Source organism: Pseudomonas sp. 1152_12 (assembly GCF_052850675.1).
On sequence record NZ_VXCW01000024.1, the window covers coordinates 24,949 to 39,041 of the forward strand.

Genomic DNA, 14,093 nt, shown 5'->3' on the forward strand with positions numbered 1-14,093 from the left:
ATAGCGCTATCCCCGGCAGGAAGTTCAACACCCGCTTTAATAACAACAACAAACAGGAGAGACCCCCCATGTTTGGCATGTCCCACGAGTCCTACCTGCTGCTAGATGCAGTGGTCACTATCATCGGGCTGATCTTTTTGATCACCAAGTTCAAGGTGCACCCGTTCATTGCACTGATCATCGCGGCCGGTTTCCTCGGCCTGACCTCGGGCATGCCCGTGGACAAGATCATCAAGGCGTTCCAGGACGGCTTCGGCGGGGTGCTTGGCTTTGTCGGCATCATCCTCGCGCTGGGCACGATGCTCGGCAAGATGATGGCTGAATCCGGCGGTGCCGATCAGATCGCCCAGACCTTGATCCGCGCCTTCGGCAAAGACAAAGTCCAGTGGGCCATGATGTTCGCCGCGTTCCTGGTGGGCATCCCGCTGTTCTTCGAGATCGGCTTTGTGTTGCTGATCCCGCTGGTGTTTATCGTTGCGCGCCGCACCGGCGTGTCGCTGATCAAGATCGGCATCCCGCTGCTCGCCGGCCTGTCGGCGGTGCACGGCCTGGTCCCACCGCACCCCGGCCCGCTGCTGGCCATCGGCGTGTTTGGCGCGGACATCGGCAAGACCATCTTGTACGGCCTGATCGTCGCCCTGCCGACCGCCATCATTGCCGGCCCGCTGTTCGGTACGTTCATCGCCAAGTACATCCCGGGCAACCCGTCCCAGGAACTGGTCGATCAACTGGCTCGCGAGCCGCAATCCAAAGACTTGCCGAGCTTCAGCATTACCCTGATCACCGTGCTGCTGCCGGTGTTCCTGATGCTGTTCAAAACCTTTGCTGACGTCGCGCTGCCGGACGGCCATGCCATCCGTAACTGGATGGACATGATCGGTCACCCGATCACCGCGTTGCTGCTGGCGTTGCTGCTGTCGCTGTATACCTTTGGCCATCGCCAGGGCATTCACTCCAAGCAAATCCTCAAGCTGCTCGACGCCAGCCTGGCGCCGACCGCTGCGATCATCCTGATCATCGGCGCCGGTGGCGGTTTCAAACAAATGCTGGTGACCAGCGGTGTGGGTGATGTGATCGGCCACATGGCTGTGAATGCGCAGATCAACCCGATTTTGCTGGCCTGGCTGGTGGCGGCGGTGATTCGTGTGGCCACCGGTTCGGCGACTGTGGCGACCATTACGGGGGCGGGGATTGTGGTGCCGGTGGTGGGCATGATCCCGGGCGTGAACCGTGAGCTGTTGGTGTTGGCAACAGGGGCAGGCTCGCTGGTGCTGTCTCACGTCAACGATGCAGGCTTCTGGCTGGTGAAGCAGTACTTCAACATGACTGTGCTTGAGACGTTCAAGACCTGGACGGCGATGGAAACCATTCTGTCGGTGGTGGCGTTGATCTTCATCATGTTGTTGTCGATGGTGGTCTGACAGGCACACCATGAAACTGGGGTGAAAACCCAATCCAAATGTGGGAGGGGGCTTGCTCCCGATTGCTGAGTGTCAGTCACTGCATCTGGTGACTGACCCACTGCTATCGGGAGCAAGCCCCCTCCCACTTTTTTACCGTATTTCTACTGCTGGATCGGGTCAGGCTTTAGTCACTAGGCCGTCCGCCCGGAACATCCCGCGAATGCCGCGCACCGCCTGACGAATCCGGTCCTGGTTCTCGATCAGCGCAAAGCGCACGTGATCATCCCCATACTCACCGAACCCGATCCCCGGCGACACACACACCTTCGCTTCCAGCAGCAATTTCTTGGCAAATTCCAGCGAGCCCATGGCGGCGTACGCCTCGGGAATCTTCGCCCACACGTACATCGAGGCCTTCGGGTTCTCCACCATCCAGCCCAACTCATGCAGGCCTTTGACCAGCACGTTACGGCGCTGACGGTACTGCTCGGCGATGTCCTTCACGCACTGCTGATCGCCTTCCAACGCGGCAATCGCCGCCACCTGCAGCGGGGTGAAGGTGCCGTAGTCGTGGTAACTCTTGATGCGCGCCAGGGCGTTGACCAACTCCGGGTTGCCGACCATGAAACCAATACGCCAACCGGCCATGTTGTAGCTCTTGGACAGGGTGAAAAACTCCACCGCAATGTCCTTGGCGCCGGGCACTTGCATGATCGACGGGGCTTTCCAGCCGTCGTAGACGATGTCGGCATAGGCCAAATCGTGCACCACCAGTACGTCGTACTGTTTGGCCAGGGCGATCACCCGTTCGAAGAAATCCAGCTCTACGCATTGTGCGGTCGGATTGGACGGGAAGCCCAGGATCATCATCTTCGGCTTGGGGATCGAGCCGCGAATCGCCCGTTCCAGCTCGGCGAAAAAGTCCACGCCGGGCACCAGCGGCACCGAACGCACCTGGGCGCCGGCAATCACGGCACCGTAGATGTGAATCGGGTAGCTCGGGTTGGGCACCAGCACCGTGTCGCCCTGGTCCAGAGTGGCCAGCATCAAGTGCGCCAGGCCTTCCTTGGAACCGATGGTGACGATGGCCTCGGTTTCCGGGTCGATGTCCACTGCATAGCGGTCTTTGTACCAGCGCGAAATAGCCCGGCGCAGGCGCGGAATGCCTTTAGAGGTGGAGTAGCCGTGGGTGTCTTCACGCTGGGCGACGGTGACCATTTTTTCCACGATGTGTGGCGGCGTGGCGCCGTCTGGATTACCCATGCTTAAGTCGATGATGTCTTCGCCGCGCCGACGCGCAGCCATCTTCAGCTCAGCAGTGATATTAAAAACATAAGGGGGGAGTCGATCTATGCGCGCAAAGCGGCGCGGCGAACCTTGGTCTGCCATTGTTGCCTCGAGGTACGTAAGCGCCCGGAACCGTCCGAGCGACGTCGGCCACTGCGGTGGCCTGCGGGGCTGACAATACGGTCGATGATGGCCAGTTGTCCAGATGACGCAGGAAAAATTTCTGCTTGAGGCACAGCATGGATATGCCCCTATACTCGATACGGGTTTGTTCCCTTATAAGAAGGAGACTGTTCAGATGGATCAGCAAACAACACAACCGTTGCAGCCACGTATGGAACACGGCAAGGCCCTGGTGATCGCGGGCGTGCAAGGGCGGTATTCGAAGGCCACCGTGGGAGATATTCCCAAATTGTGGGAGTTGTTTGACACCTGCTTCAAAGAGATCAAGCGTCGTGTCGGCGGCGTGACTTATGGTGTTTGTCATAACCCCAATCACGGCGAATTCGATTACATGGCCGGGGTTGAAGTGCCGAGCAAAGACGAGGTGCCGAGTAACTTTGAGTGCATCGAAATTCCTGCGCATCACTACGCCGTGTTCCCGCACTACGGGCCGGTGCAGGCGCTGGAGCAGACGTACGAGCGGATCATGTTCGAGTGGTTGCCGCATTCGGGCTACAAGGTCGCCGGGGCGGATTTCGAGCGCTACAGCGCAGATTTTGACGCGCGCAAGGGCATCGGCAGTGTGGAGATCTGGTTGCCGGTCGAAGCCAAGTAAACCCTCGATCCTGTGGCAAGCCCGCTCGCCACAGGTGTCACGTCACTCGGCGATTCCCAGCGTCAGCCTGCGCTCGTACCCGATCCGGCCCCTATAGGCCTCCCCGCTGTCCACCCATCCGGCGGCCAGGTACAAGCCCATTGCCGCCACATTGTCCGCGTCCACCGACAACTCCAACCCCTTGATCTGCGGCCATGCCTGCCTCGCCACCGCCGGCAGCGCCTGTAAACACGCTTTGCCGAACCCGCGCCCTTGCTGCTGTCGATCCACCTGCAACGCATGCAGGGTCGCACTGTGTTCACTCGCCCAATGGGGCAGGCAAGGCGGGCGTTTGAGCAGCAGGAAGGCCACGGGCTGTTCGTCGGCGAGCAGGGCGAAACCTTTGATAGCGCCGGGGTTGGGATTGACCAGCAGGCTGTTTAGCGCGCAGTAGATATCGCCGGAAAACACCCGCTGCTCGGGGTGCACTTGCAGCGTGTCGAGCTGCTGTTTTTGCACAAGGCTCAGCGTCTCATAGGGGACGAGGCGAGTTTCCATCTGGGGCGCATCCGAAATCCTACAAAGAGGCGTGGATTCTAGCGGGTTTACAGGGGCCGAAATTATTTTTCAGCGCACTGTCGATTGGCGGATGAGTGATTCGACTAAGGGTGTCTTCTGTAATTTTCCACCCCGAGGAGTATCGCCATGAGCACTGCAATCAACCGCCTGATCGAGCAATGGAAACACGCCGTGCTGGCTCGAGATATCGACAAAATTGTCAGCTTTTACGCCGACGATATCGTCTCTTTCGACGCCGTTACCGCGCTGCAATTCAAAGGCAAAGCTGCCTACCGTGCGCATTGGGACGAGTGCATGAAGCATTGCCCCGGCCCCGGTATTTTCGAGTTTCATGAGCTGCACATCGTCGAGGCGCCAGACAGCGCGTTTGCTCACTGGCTGGCCCATTGTGGCGGTGCTGGGCCGGACGGTGTGGTAAAGGCCTGCTGGATGCGGGTGACCGCTGGCTATCAGCGGATCAACGGTCAATGGCGCGTGGTGCATGAGCACTGGTCGGCGCCTTTCGATATGGACAGCGGGACGGCGCTGTTCGACCTGAAACCCTGACCGCCACGAACTATAGTCAGTAGTCCGAAAACGGAGACGCACATGAAATACCTCTGCCTGATCTACAGCAACGAACAGGTGCTGCACACTTCACCGGACAGCCCGGCGGACCCTGAGTGTTTCGCCTATGCCGAGGCCATCCAGGCCAGCGGGCGCATGCTCGCCGCCGAGCCACTGGAGTCGGTGAGCAGCGCCACCACCGTACGCATGCGCAATGGCAAGCTGTCGATCACCGACGGGCCGTTTGCCGAAACCAAGGAGCAGCTCGCCGGGTTTTACCTGATCGAGGCCAAGGACTTGAACGAAGCGATCCAAGTGGCCGGTGGCATTCCGGCCGCCAGGGTCGGCAGTGTGGAAGTACGCCCCGTGCGCGCATTGAATCTCTGAACACAACAACCAGAAGACTTCAGGAGGTTTACCCCATGACAACGCAACCTGCCGAATTTGAACTGTCCATCAGCCGCTTGATCGACGCCCCGCGCAACCGTGTGTTTCGCGCCTGGACCGAGCCTGCCTTGTTGCAACAATGGTGGGGCCCACACGGCATGACCACGCCCGAGTGCGAAATGAACCTGTGGGTCGGTGGCTTGTTTCGCACCCTGATGCGTGCGCCGGATGGCGCCGAGTACCCGACCCACGGCGTGTTCCTGGAGATCCAGGCGCCGAGCCGGCTGGTATTCACCGATGCGTATTCGCCTGGCTGGATTCCATCGGGCAAGGCGTTTATGACCGCCGAAGTCACTTTCGAAGAGGTAGACGGCAAAACCCTCTACACCGCCCGCGCCATGCACTGGAGCGAAGCCGACAAGCAGGCCCACGAAGCCATGGGTTTTCATGACGGCTGGGGTCAGAGCCTCGACCGCCTGGTGACGCTGGTGACCCAAGGCATGCCCGATTGACGCCTCACATCGAGGCGATTTACCGCCGCGAATCACGCCACGTCCTCGCCACGCTGATCCGCCTGCTCGGTGATTTTGACCTCGCCGAAGACGCCTTGCACGAGGCGTTCTTCGTCGCGGTCGAGCGCTGGCAGCAAGACGGCGTGCCGAGCAATCCGCGCGCCTGGCTGGTTTCGACCGGCCGTTTCAAAGCCATCGACCGCCTGCGCCGCCAAGCGCGCTTCACGCCGTTATTGCAGGCGCAAGCCGACGCGCTGGAAGCGGCGCAGTGGAGTGAGGAAGACGTGGAAGACGACCGCCTGCGCCTGATCTTCACCTGCTGCCACCCGGCGCTGGCGGCCGATGCCCAAGCGGCGTTGACCTTGCGTGAGATCTGCGACCTCACCACCGAGGAAATCGCCCGTGCTTTTCTGGCCACGCCCACCACCATCGCCCAGCGCATCGTGCGGGCCAAAGGCAAGATCCGCGAAGCAAAGATTCCCTATCAGGTGCCGTCCCGCGACGAGTTGCCCGAGCGCCTGGACAGTGTGTTGCGCGTGGTTTACCTGGTGTTCAACGAGGGCTATTCGGCGTCTATGGGCGCGGACCTCACCCGGGAGGATTTGACCCGCGAAGCGATTCGGCTAGGGCGCCTGCTGATGGAATTGCTACCGGAACCGGAAGTCATGGGCTTGCTGGCGCTGATGCTGCTCCACGAATCGCGCCGAGCGGCCCGCACCTCGGCCGGCGGTGAGTTGGTGTTGTTGGATGAACAGGACCGTGGGGCGTGGGACGCGTCCCTGATTACCGAAGGCTGCACGCTGGTGGAGCAAGCACTGAGAACACGGCGCTTTGGCCCGTATTGCCTGCAAGCCGCGATTGCGGCGGTGCACGCCGAAGCGCCGAGCGCCGGGGAAACGGACTGGCTGCAGATTGTCGGGCTCTATGACGTGTTGCTCAGGGCTGTTCCGTCGCCGGTGATCGAGTTGAACCGCGCGGTGGCGGTGGCCATGCGTGATGGGCCGTTGGCAGGCTTGCGGGGGGTGGACGGGATTTTAGCGCGGGGCGAGTTGCTGGATTACCACTTAGCGTATTCGGCGCGTGGCGAGTTTTGTCGGCAGTTGGGGCGTACCGAAGAGGCCAGGGCCGCGTACGAAAAAGCCCTGTTACTGACCCAACAAGCCCCAGAAAAACGCTTCCTCGAACGGCGCCTGACCGAACTCAAACAACCCAGACAATGACTATCTAACGGTGGGAACGAGCAAGCCCGTTCCCAGCGTTAGATAGCTATTGTCTGGAGGTCATCACTCCAACATCTTTGCGAGCAACCAACTCCCCGCTGGACCCGGCGGGTGGTGTCTTGACCACAGCGCATCCACCGCCACCGAGCGCGGCCAACTGCGGGCCTTGAGCTCCACCAGATGGTCGCCGCCAAAGCGCTCTACCAACCAACGCGGAATCGGTGCCCAGCCGAACCCCAACTGCGCCATTTCCATCAGCATCAAGTAACTGGGCGCCGACCACACACGCCCGGTGGCGCGGGTTTCATTCGGGTTGATGATGCTCGCCAGGCGCAGTTCGCGGTGTTGCTGCAAGGTCTGTGCAGAAATGTTTTTAAGGTGGGCCAATGGGTGTGTGGGCGCAACGAATAGAGCGATTTCCGTGCGTTCTTCCACTGGCGCGCCGGTCAGGTCGGGCGGGTAGATGTCCTGTTTTTCAATAAACGCAATCTGTGCTCGACCGCTCTGTACCAAGGCAATCAGGTCCTCGCATTCGGCAATCAAGCATTCCAGCTCAAGGTCTGGATAGCGTTGTTCAAACGCTTTGAGGGCGATTTCAAAACGGTCGGATTGGTAGGTGTCCGACATGGCAATCGTCAACTTCGGCTCCAAGCCTTGTGACAGCTGACTCGCCGCCAACGCCAGGCGACTGCTGGCCTCCAGCACCTGCTCCGCGCGTTGCAACAACACATGGCCAGCCGGTGTGAGCGCAGGCTTGCGGCTGCTGCGATCAAACAGCACCACATCCAGATCAATTTCCAAACTCGCCACGGCCGCGCTGACGGTGGACTGACTTTTGCCCAACTTGCGCGCCGCCGCAGAAAACGAGCCCTGCGTAGCCGCCTGCACAAACGCCTGCAGCACTTCATTGGAGGCCATGACTATCGCCTTGATCGATGGTTATTGATTATGAAGTATCGAGTCAAAGGGTAATCATGGCAACCATCGTCACTCACGGAGCCGGGTCATGAACCCTACCAAGTCGATTACTGAACGCGTTTGCCAGGCCATTGGTTTTGAGGTGCTGGCGTTGTTGATCTGCACCCCGTTGCTGGCATGGATCATGGAAAAACCCGCCCTGGAAATGGGCATGGTCACCCTGGCGATCAGCCTGATGGCGCTGACCTGGAACGTGATCTTCAATGGCCTGTTCGATCGCCTGAAGGTACGCTGCAAGCTCGCCAATAATGGCTGGACTCGAGTGCTCCATGCGCTGATGTTCGAAGGCGGCCTGATTCTGGTGTGCGTGCCGTTGATTGCGGCGTGGCTGAATATCAGCCTGATGCAGGCGTTTATTCTCGATATCGGTGTGCTGCTGTTCTTCCTGCCGTACACCTATGTGTATCACTGGGGCTACGACGTGCTGCGGGACAAGTTCATACAGCGACGTCTGGTCAGCCAAGCTTGAGCGGCGCGACAAAGTCCTGAAATGCCCGCACCTTGGCGGCGGGCAAATGCCGCGTAGGGCAGTAGGCGTACGACGCAAGCCGCAAGCCGCTCGTCCGGCGAGTCGGGAAGCAACTCCACCAGGCTGCCGGTCTTGGGCGCCAGCGCGCGCCCAGCAGCTGGCCGCGCGGGCCAAACAAAACGCATCGCTGATTGCCTGTCAGTGATCCAGCGCGCAATGCCTACAGAAACATGCCACCCGAGGCTTCAATCTGTTCAACCACCGCTTGCGCCTCAGCCGCTGCGCTGTGGTAAGTGCCAAAAGCCCATATTTAACGCCGTGCCGACAACTGCTGCGGTGCCAGGAAGGCATCGTGGAAGTAATCGCGAAACGCCTGCATCGCCGGGGTAAATGCACGCTCGCGGTGCCAGGCCAGGCCGACGCTCATGGGCGTTACCGGGTCGGTCACGGTCAGCGTCTCGATGCGTTTGCCCTCCAGAGACCAAGGCCTATGCACCAGATCCGACAGTATCGCCACGCCGCTGCCATTGGCGACCATGCTGCGTACCGCCTCCACCGAGCTGGTGCGCAGCCGCACCTTGGGCGTTTGCCCGGCCTGCTCCCAGTAGCGCATGGCGCTGTGTTCGGCCTCGTCGACGGTGAGCAGGATGTAGGGTTCTTGCGCCACATCGGCCAGGCTCACGGCACCGCGTTCGCACAACGGGTGATGGCTTGGCAGCCAAAGGCGACGTTCTGAGTTGAACAGGATCTCGGAAACGATATCCGCGTGAGTCAGGTTGGCGGTGAGCACCACGGCCATATCGAATTGACCGTTGAGCAAACCGTGTTCGATGGCCTGGCGCTCCTGCTCGAACACCTCAATGCTCACGTCCGGGTGCCAGTGTTCCATGCGCTGCAGGTGGTGCGGCAGGAAATAACCGAGCACCGTGTAGCTGGCCGCCACCCGCAATACGCCGCTGGCGCGGTAGTCCGGCAGCGGGCTGTTCAGCGCGTCGTCGACGCTGCGCACAATCACATAGGCACGGTTGAGAAAATGCCGCCCGGCGTCGGTCAGGTTCATACCCTGGGCCGAACGCACAAACAGTTGCACACCGAGCATCGCTTCCAGTTCCTTGATCGCCGTGGTCACCGCCGACTGGGAGATGTTCAGGTGAATCGCCGCCTGGGAAATCTGGCCGATTTCGGCGGTAGCGACGAAGTAGCGCACTTGGCGCAAGGTCAGGGACATGGCTTTATCTGATTTTCAGAAGATGGGTCATCTGATAATAGATCTTCCCAAGGGGTCAAGCCCCAGCCTACTTTCAGTCATCTTCTTTTGGCGGAGTGACCTCGATGCGGGCAGTGGACTTCAATTCGGACATGGGCGAAGGATTTGGCCCCTGGACCATCGGCGATGGCGTCGACTTTGACCTGATGGCCTATATCAGCTCGGCCAATATCGCCACCGGCTTCCACGCTGGCGACCCCGGCACCATGCGCCGCACCGTTGAACGCGCCAAGCAACTGGGTGTGGGCATTGGCGCGCATCCGGGCTTTCGTGACCTGGTGGGGTTCGGCCGTCGGCACATCAACGCACCGGCCCAGGAACTGGTGGACGACATCCTCTACCAACTCGGCGCTCTGCGCGAAATCGCGCGTGCCCAAGGTTTGACATTGCAACATATCAAACCCCACGGCGCGCTTTATATGCACCTGGCCCGCGACGAAGAAGCGGCGCGGCTGCTGGTGCAGAACCTGCAAATCATCGAGCCGACGCTGTTGCTCTATTGCATGCCCAACTCGGTGATCTGGCGCGTGGCCAAGGAGCTGGGGCAACCGGTGGTGCGCGAGTTTTACGCCGACCGTGAGTACGATTTAAGCGGGTCCATTGTGTTTACCCGTCATGTGCGTGCACTTGATCCTGCAACCGTTGCGGCGCGCGTCTTGCGTGCTTGTCAGACTGGCCGGGTGCGAACCGTAGAAGGCGACGACCTCTTGATCGAATTCGATTCCATCTGCCTGCACAGCGACACGCCTGGCGCGCTGGAGTTGGTGGAAGCCACCCGCGAAGCCTTGGACCAGGCTGGGATCGAAGTCAGATCACCTCAATAAGACCCCCAATAAAAATATCGAAACATCACTTTTTGCCTGCCTTTCTACAATGATTCCAAGAGGAACAGACATGGCTCAAACGTCCCCCATCCGCTACAGCTTCGGCGGTGATGAACACTTGTTTGCCGAGGTCAGCGACAGCATGTCCCTGCAGGCCTTTTTCAAAGGCATGGCCGTGACCCGTGCCGTGGAGCGCTTGGCGCTGGAAGGTGTGCTGGACGTGTGCCTGGCCAATGCATCGTTCCAGATTCGCTTCGACCCCGACCGCATCGCGCCGCATGTGTTGCTCGACGCCGTGCAAAGCGCCGAAGCTCAGGCGGTGGCCGAACGCACCTTGCACACACGCATCATCGAAATCCCAGTGCTCTACAACGACCCCTGGACCCATGAAACCCTGATGCGTTTTCGCGACCGTCATCAAGACCCCAGCGGTACTGACTTGGAGTACGCCGCGCGCATCAACGGCCTGGCTGATGTGGACGCGTTTATCGCCGCCCACAGTGGCGCGCCGTGGTTTGTGTCGATGGTCGGCTTTGTCGCAGGCTTGCCGTTCATGTTCCAGATGGTCGAGCGCGAGCGGCAATTGCAGGTGCCCAAGTACCTGCGCCCGCGCACCGACACGCCCAAATTGACCCTCGGCCATGGCGGCTGTTTCGGCTGCATCTACTCGGTACGCGGTGCCGGTGGCTACCAAATGTTCGGTGTGACCCCGGCGCCGATCTACGACCCGGCGCAGCAGTTGGCATACCTCAAGGAACACATGGTGTTCTTCCGCCCCGGTGACATCGTGCAGTTCAAACCCATCGACCGTAACGCCTATGACTTGGCGGTTGCCGAGGTGGACGCGGGGCGTTTCGACTTGCGCATTCGCCCGGTGGAGTTTTCCCTGGATGCCTTTCTCGCCGACCCCATCGGCTATCCGAAAACCCTGCAGGAGGCGCTGGCATGATTAAGGTGCTCAAACCCGGTCTCTCCACTTCCGTGCAGGACCTTGGCCGCGAAGGCTATTACCACCTGGGCATTCCGCCCTCGGGTGCGCTGGACCAATACGCATTGAGTGCGGCCAACCATCTGGTAGGTAACCCACTCGACGCGGCGGGCTTGGAATGCACGTTGATTGGCCCCGAGTTGCAGTTTCAACAGGACGCGTTGGTGGCTCTCAGCGGTGCTCTGATGTCGCCGCGCCTGGACGGTGAAGGGGTGCACCAAGACACCGCCTTCCAGGTGCGCGCCGGACAGGTGTTGCGCTTTGAATTTCCTAAGGCGGGCGCGCGGACTTATCTGGCGGTGGCGGGCGGCATTGATGTGCCGCTCGTACTCGGCAGCCGCTCGACCTACACCCTTGGCGCACTCGGTGGGTTTCAGGGGCGGCGTTTGCAGGAAGGTGATGAACTGCCGATCGGCGAGGCCATTGGGCAGGGGCGTGCGGGCAACAGTTTGCCGATGGCCTTGCGTCGCTCAGTCGGCGGCGACGTGATCTTGCGCGTGGTGCCGGGGCTGTATTACGACCGGCTGACTGACGGCGCGAAAACCAGCTTTTTTGCCGAGCCGTGGACGGTGGGCTCGGAGGCGGACCGTATCGGCTATCGCTTCAAGGGCGGCAGTGCATTGAGCTTTCAGCCACGCGAGCAACCGTTTGGCGCCGGCTCGGATCCGTCGAACATCGTCGACAGTTGCTACCCGATTGGCTCGATTCAGGTACCTGCGGGGTTGGAGCCGATTGTGCTGCACAGGGATGCGGTGTCGGGCGGTGGTTACGCGATGATTGGCACAGTGATCAGCGCGGACCTGGATTTGATCGGGCAGATGCAGCCGAACCAGCGGGCGGGGTTTGTGGCGGTGACGCTGGAGGAAGCGTTAGAGGCGAGGCGGGTGTACAAGAAGCGGCTCAAGGCAATGGCTAGCCTGTTTACTTCCTGACACACCCTAAAACCCGTGAGAGCTGGCTTGCCTGCGATGGCGGCGGGTCAGCTTACCGATCGGTTGGCTGATACACCGCTATCGCAGGCAAGCCCACAGTTTGATCAGTGTTGTGTCAGAACAGTTTAGTGAACAACCAGTACAAACTGCCCGAAAGCAGAATCGCCGCCGGCAATGTCAGCACCCAGGCCATCAGCAAATTACGGATGGTCTTCATCTGCAACCCACCGCCATTGGCGACCATGGTCCCGGCCACACCCGACGACAGCACATGGGTGGTCGACACCGGTAACCCGAACATATCCGCTGCACCAATCGTCAGCATCGCCACCGTCTCGGCCGAGGCGCCTTGGGCGTACGTCAGGTGCGTCTTGCCAATCTTCTCACCCACCGTCACCACGATACGCTTCCAACCGACCATGGTGCCCAGCCCGAGGGCGATGGCCACGGCGATCTTCACCCACAGCGGAATAAAGCGTGTGGAATTGTCGATCTGTTGCTTGAACAATTGCAGCTTGCCTTGGGTGTCGGCATCGAAGTTGCCGACCTTGCCTTTGTCCATCAGGCGGATGGTTTCGCTGCTCAGGTACATGTCGTTACGCACGTTGCCGACGGCTTCGGCGGGGACTTTGGCCAGGGAACCGTAGCCTTTGACTTCGTCACCGATCTGGCCGGCGAGGGCCGCGAGGGCCGGCACCAGCTCCGGGGTGGCTTCCTTGGTGCGCACGTAGGTTGAGAGGATTGGGCGCGGGTCGCCCGGCAAGGCTTGCGGCGCGCTTTTCATCAGTGCTACTTGGGTGACTTCGGCCACCGCGGCAAACTGCAAGGACTGCTCGGCGGGCATGGTGCGGTTCAGTGCGTAGGCCATCGGCAGGGTGCCGACCAGGATCAGCATGATCAGGCCCATGCCTTTCTGGCCATCGTTGGAACCGTGGGCGAACGACACACCGGTGCAGGTGACGATCAACATACCGCGAATCCACCAAGGCGGCGGGGTATCGCCCTTCGGTGCTTTGTACAACGAGCGGTTTTTCACAAAGGCGCGCAGGGCCAGCAACAACAAGGCGGCAAAGGCAAAGCCGACCAGCGGCGACAGCAGCAGCGCATAACCAATCTTGATCGCTTGGCTCCAATCGACACCACTGGTGCCTTCACGCCCGTGCATCAAGGCATTCGCCACACCGACGCCGATGATCGAGCCGATCAAGGTGTGCGAAGACGACGCCGGCAGGCCCAGCCACCAAGTGCCGAGGTTCCATAGAATTGCCGCGATCAGCAAGGCGAAGATCATCGCGAAACCAGCCGAGGAACCCACCTGCAAAATCAACTCGACCGGCAGCAACGCAATGATGCCGAACGCCACCGCACCGCTGGACAGCAGCACGCCGAGGAAGTTGAAGAAACCCGACCACACCACCGCAAATTGCGGCGGTAGCGAGTTGGTGTAGATCACCGTTGCCACCGCGTTGGCGGTGTCGTGGAAACCGTTGACGAACTCGAAACCCAGGGCGATTAACAGCGCCACGCCGAGCAGCAGGAACGGCGTCCAGGTGGTCACTACCGTGCCCAGTTCGTGCATGTCGTGCATCAGGCTGTAGGCGGTGAACAACAGGCCCATGGCAAGCACGGCGAAGAACATGATCACCGTCACCAGGCCGGGTTTCTTGTCCAGCCGGGGGGTGGGAGCGGCGTGTGAGGCGGTAGTGGAGGCAGTCAGGGAAGGGGTGGCCATGCCGGAGCATCCAGTGTGAGGAGGATGCTGTTGATGATCATTGCAGAATGTTACAGAGATGCTGCGGTAAGTCAGTGTTTAGGGAATTGGGTGTGCCACTGGTCTACAAACCCCCGCAAAAATAATCTCAGAGTGCAATCAATGTGGGGGCTGGCTTGCCTGCGGTAGCCACGGGTATCTACGCAACTTTTTGTGTTGCGCTAAGTTTTTGG

At 60.4% G+C, this 14,093-nt stretch carries 15 protein-coding genes; 10 read left to right on the forward strand and 5 right to left on the reverse strand.

Annotated features, from left to right (window positions below):
- Positions 1 to 68 precede the first annotated feature (68 nt).
- Positions 69 to 1,421, forward strand: a complete 1,353-nt coding sequence (locus FW764_RS27040; RefSeq protein ID WP_446436560.1) for a GntP family permease — start codon at positions 69 to 71, stop codon at positions 1,419 to 1,421.
- A gap of 159 nt (positions 1,422 to 1,580) precedes the next feature.
- On the opposite strand, the gene alaC is transcribed toward FW764_RS27040, so the two are convergent.
- Positions 1,581 to 2,792 (reverse strand): alanine transaminase, encoded by a 1,212-nt coding sequence (gene alaC / locus FW764_RS27045; protein ID WP_053257668.1) that lies wholly within the window; start codon positions 2,790 to 2,792, stop codon positions 1,581 to 1,583.
- A 196-nt stretch (positions 2,793 to 2,988) separates the two neighbouring features.
- Here alaC and FW764_RS27050 point away from each other — a divergent pair, with 196 nt between their 5' ends.
- Positions 2,989 to 3,468, forward strand: a complete 480-nt coding sequence (locus FW764_RS27050) for a GyrI-like domain-containing protein (RefSeq protein ID WP_446436561.1) — start codon at positions 2,989 to 2,991, stop codon at positions 3,466 to 3,468.
- 42 nt (positions 3,469 to 3,510) lie between these two features.
- On the opposite strand, the gene FW764_RS27055 is transcribed toward FW764_RS27050, so the two are convergent.
- Positions 3,511 to 4,005, reverse strand: coding sequence for a GNAT family N-acetyltransferase (locus FW764_RS27055; RefSeq protein ID WP_446436562.1), 495 nt, complete (start codon positions 4,003 to 4,005; stop codon positions 3,511 to 3,513).
- A gap of 147 nt (positions 4,006 to 4,152) precedes the next feature.
- Here FW764_RS27055 and FW764_RS27060 point away from each other — a divergent pair, with 147 nt between their 5' ends.
- The 4 genes from FW764_RS27060 to FW764_RS27075 are packed head-to-tail and all read left to right on the forward strand — an operon-like array spanning position 4,153 to position 6,691.
- Positions 4,153 to 4,572, forward strand: coding sequence for a YybH family protein (locus FW764_RS27060; RefSeq protein ID WP_446436563.1), 420 nt, complete (start codon positions 4,153 to 4,155; stop codon positions 4,570 to 4,572).
- A 42-nt stretch (positions 4,573 to 4,614) separates the two neighbouring features.
- The gene (locus tag FW764_RS27065) at positions 4,615 to 4,959 is read left to right on the forward strand and encodes a YciI family protein (protein WP_446436564.1); all 345 of its coding nucleotides are present in this window, start codon (positions 4,615 to 4,617) and stop codon (positions 4,957 to 4,959) included.
- A 35-nt stretch (positions 4,960 to 4,994) separates the two neighbouring features.
- Complete coding sequence (locus tag FW764_RS27070) at positions 4,995 to 5,471, forward strand: SRPBCC family protein (RefSeq protein ID WP_446436565.1); 477 nt, start codon at positions 4,995 to 4,997, stop codon at positions 5,469 to 5,471.
- Positions 5,468 to 6,691, forward strand: a complete 1,224-nt coding sequence (locus tag FW764_RS27075; protein WP_446436566.1) for an RNA polymerase sigma factor — start codon at positions 5,468 to 5,470, stop codon at positions 6,689 to 6,691. Before FW764_RS27070 ends, FW764_RS27075 begins: the two co-directional genes overlap by 4 nt.
- A gap of 63 nt (positions 6,692 to 6,754) precedes the next feature.
- Here the strand turns inward: FW764_RS27075 and FW764_RS27080 are convergent, their stop codons facing one another.
- Positions 6,755 to 7,609 carry a LysR family transcriptional regulator gene (locus FW764_RS27080; RefSeq protein WP_446436567.1) on the reverse strand — a complete coding sequence of 285 codons (855 nt, stop codon included), beginning with the start codon at positions 7,607 to 7,609 and terminating at the stop codon, positions 6,755 to 6,757.
- A gap of 88 nt (positions 7,610 to 7,697) precedes the next feature.
- Here FW764_RS27080 and FW764_RS27085 point away from each other — a divergent pair, with 88 nt between their 5' ends.
- On the forward strand, positions 7,698 to 8,138 hold the full coding sequence (locus tag FW764_RS27085) for a multidrug/biocide efflux PACE transporter (RefSeq protein WP_446436568.1): 441 nt from the start codon (positions 7,698 to 7,700) through the stop codon (positions 8,136 to 8,138).
- A 310-nt stretch (positions 8,139 to 8,448) separates the two neighbouring features.
- Here FW764_RS27085 and FW764_RS27090 read toward each other — a convergent pair whose 3' ends face one another.
- Positions 8,449 to 9,366: a LysR family transcriptional regulator gene (locus FW764_RS27090; RefSeq protein WP_446436569.1), complete on the reverse strand. Its 918-nt coding sequence runs from the start codon at positions 9,364 to 9,366 to the stop codon at positions 8,449 to 8,451.
- Between the two features lie 104 nt (positions 9,367 to 9,470).
- Between FW764_RS27090 and FW764_RS27095 the strand changes: the two genes are divergently transcribed.
- From FW764_RS27095 to FW764_RS27105, 3 genes are all read left to right on the forward strand, one after another.
- Positions 9,471 to 10,229, forward strand: a complete 759-nt coding sequence (locus FW764_RS27095) for a 5-oxoprolinase subunit PxpA (RefSeq protein WP_446436570.1) — start codon at positions 9,471 to 9,473, stop codon at positions 10,227 to 10,229.
- A gap of 70 nt (positions 10,230 to 10,299) precedes the next feature.
- Positions 10,300 to 11,178 carry a 5-oxoprolinase subunit B family protein gene (locus FW764_RS27100; RefSeq protein WP_446436571.1) on the forward strand — a complete coding sequence of 293 codons (879 nt, stop codon included), beginning with the start codon at positions 10,300 to 10,302 and terminating at the stop codon, positions 11,176 to 11,178.
- Positions 11,175 to 12,149 (forward strand): 5-oxoprolinase subunit C family protein, encoded by a 975-nt coding sequence (locus FW764_RS27105; protein WP_446436572.1) that lies wholly within the window; start codon positions 11,175 to 11,177, stop codon positions 12,147 to 12,149. Before FW764_RS27100 ends, FW764_RS27105 begins: the two co-directional genes overlap by 4 nt.
- 115 nt (positions 12,150 to 12,264) lie before the next feature.
- On the opposite strand, the gene FW764_RS27110 is transcribed toward FW764_RS27105, so the two are convergent.
- Positions 12,265 to 13,881 (reverse strand): inorganic phosphate transporter, encoded by a 1,617-nt coding sequence (locus tag FW764_RS27110; RefSeq protein ID WP_446436573.1) that lies wholly within the window; start codon positions 13,879 to 13,881, stop codon positions 12,265 to 12,267.
- Positions 13,882 to 14,093: the final 212 nt, after the last annotated feature.

What these genes read in the sequence shown, in the direction of transcription:
- FW764_RS27040 (WP_446436560.1), top strand. Translation starts at nt 69, where the DNA reads ATGTTTGGCATGTCCCACGAGTCCTACCTGCTGCTAGATGCAGTGGTC.
- alaC (WP_053257668.1), bottom strand. Translation starts at nt 2,792, where the DNA reads ATGGCAGACCAAGGTTCGCCGCGCCGCTTTGCGCGCATAGATCGACTC.
- FW764_RS27050 (WP_446436561.1), top strand. Translation starts at nt 2,989, where the DNA reads ATGGATCAGCAAACAACACAACCGTTGCAGCCACGTATGGAACACGGC.
- FW764_RS27055 (WP_446436562.1), bottom strand. Translation starts at nt 4,005, where the DNA reads ATGGAAACTCGCCTCGTCCCCTATGAGACGCTGAGCCTTGTGCAAAAA.
- FW764_RS27060 (WP_446436563.1), top strand. Translation starts at nt 4,153, where the DNA reads ATGAGCACTGCAATCAACCGCCTGATCGAGCAATGGAAACACGCCGTG.
- FW764_RS27065 (WP_446436564.1), top strand. Translation starts at nt 4,615, where the DNA reads ATGAAATACCTCTGCCTGATCTACAGCAACGAACAGGTGCTGCACACT.
- FW764_RS27070 (WP_446436565.1), top strand. Translation starts at nt 4,995, where the DNA reads ATGACAACGCAACCTGCCGAATTTGAACTGTCCATCAGCCGCTTGATC.
- FW764_RS27080 (WP_446436567.1), bottom strand. Translation starts at nt 7,609, where the DNA reads ATGGCCTCCAATGAAGTGCTGCAGGCGTTTGTGCAGGCGGCTACGCAG.
- FW764_RS27085 (WP_446436568.1), top strand. Translation starts at nt 7,698, where the DNA reads ATGAACCCTACCAAGTCGATTACTGAACGCGTTTGCCAGGCCATTGGT.
- FW764_RS27090 (WP_446436569.1), bottom strand. Translation starts at nt 9,366, where the DNA reads ATGTCCCTGACCTTGCGCCAAGTGCGCTACTTCGTCGCTACCGCCGAA.
- FW764_RS27095 (WP_446436570.1), top strand. Translation starts at nt 9,471, where the DNA reads ATGCGGGCAGTGGACTTCAATTCGGACATGGGCGAAGGATTTGGCCCC.
- FW764_RS27100 (WP_446436571.1), top strand. Translation starts at nt 10,300, where the DNA reads ATGGCTCAAACGTCCCCCATCCGCTACAGCTTCGGCGGTGATGAACAC.
- FW764_RS27105 (WP_446436572.1), top strand. Translation starts at nt 11,175, where the DNA reads ATGATTAAGGTGCTCAAACCCGGTCTCTCCACTTCCGTGCAGGACCTT.
- FW764_RS27110 (WP_446436573.1), bottom strand. Translation starts at nt 13,881, where the DNA reads ATGGCCACCCCTTCCCTGACTGCCTCCACTACCGCCTCACACGCCGCT.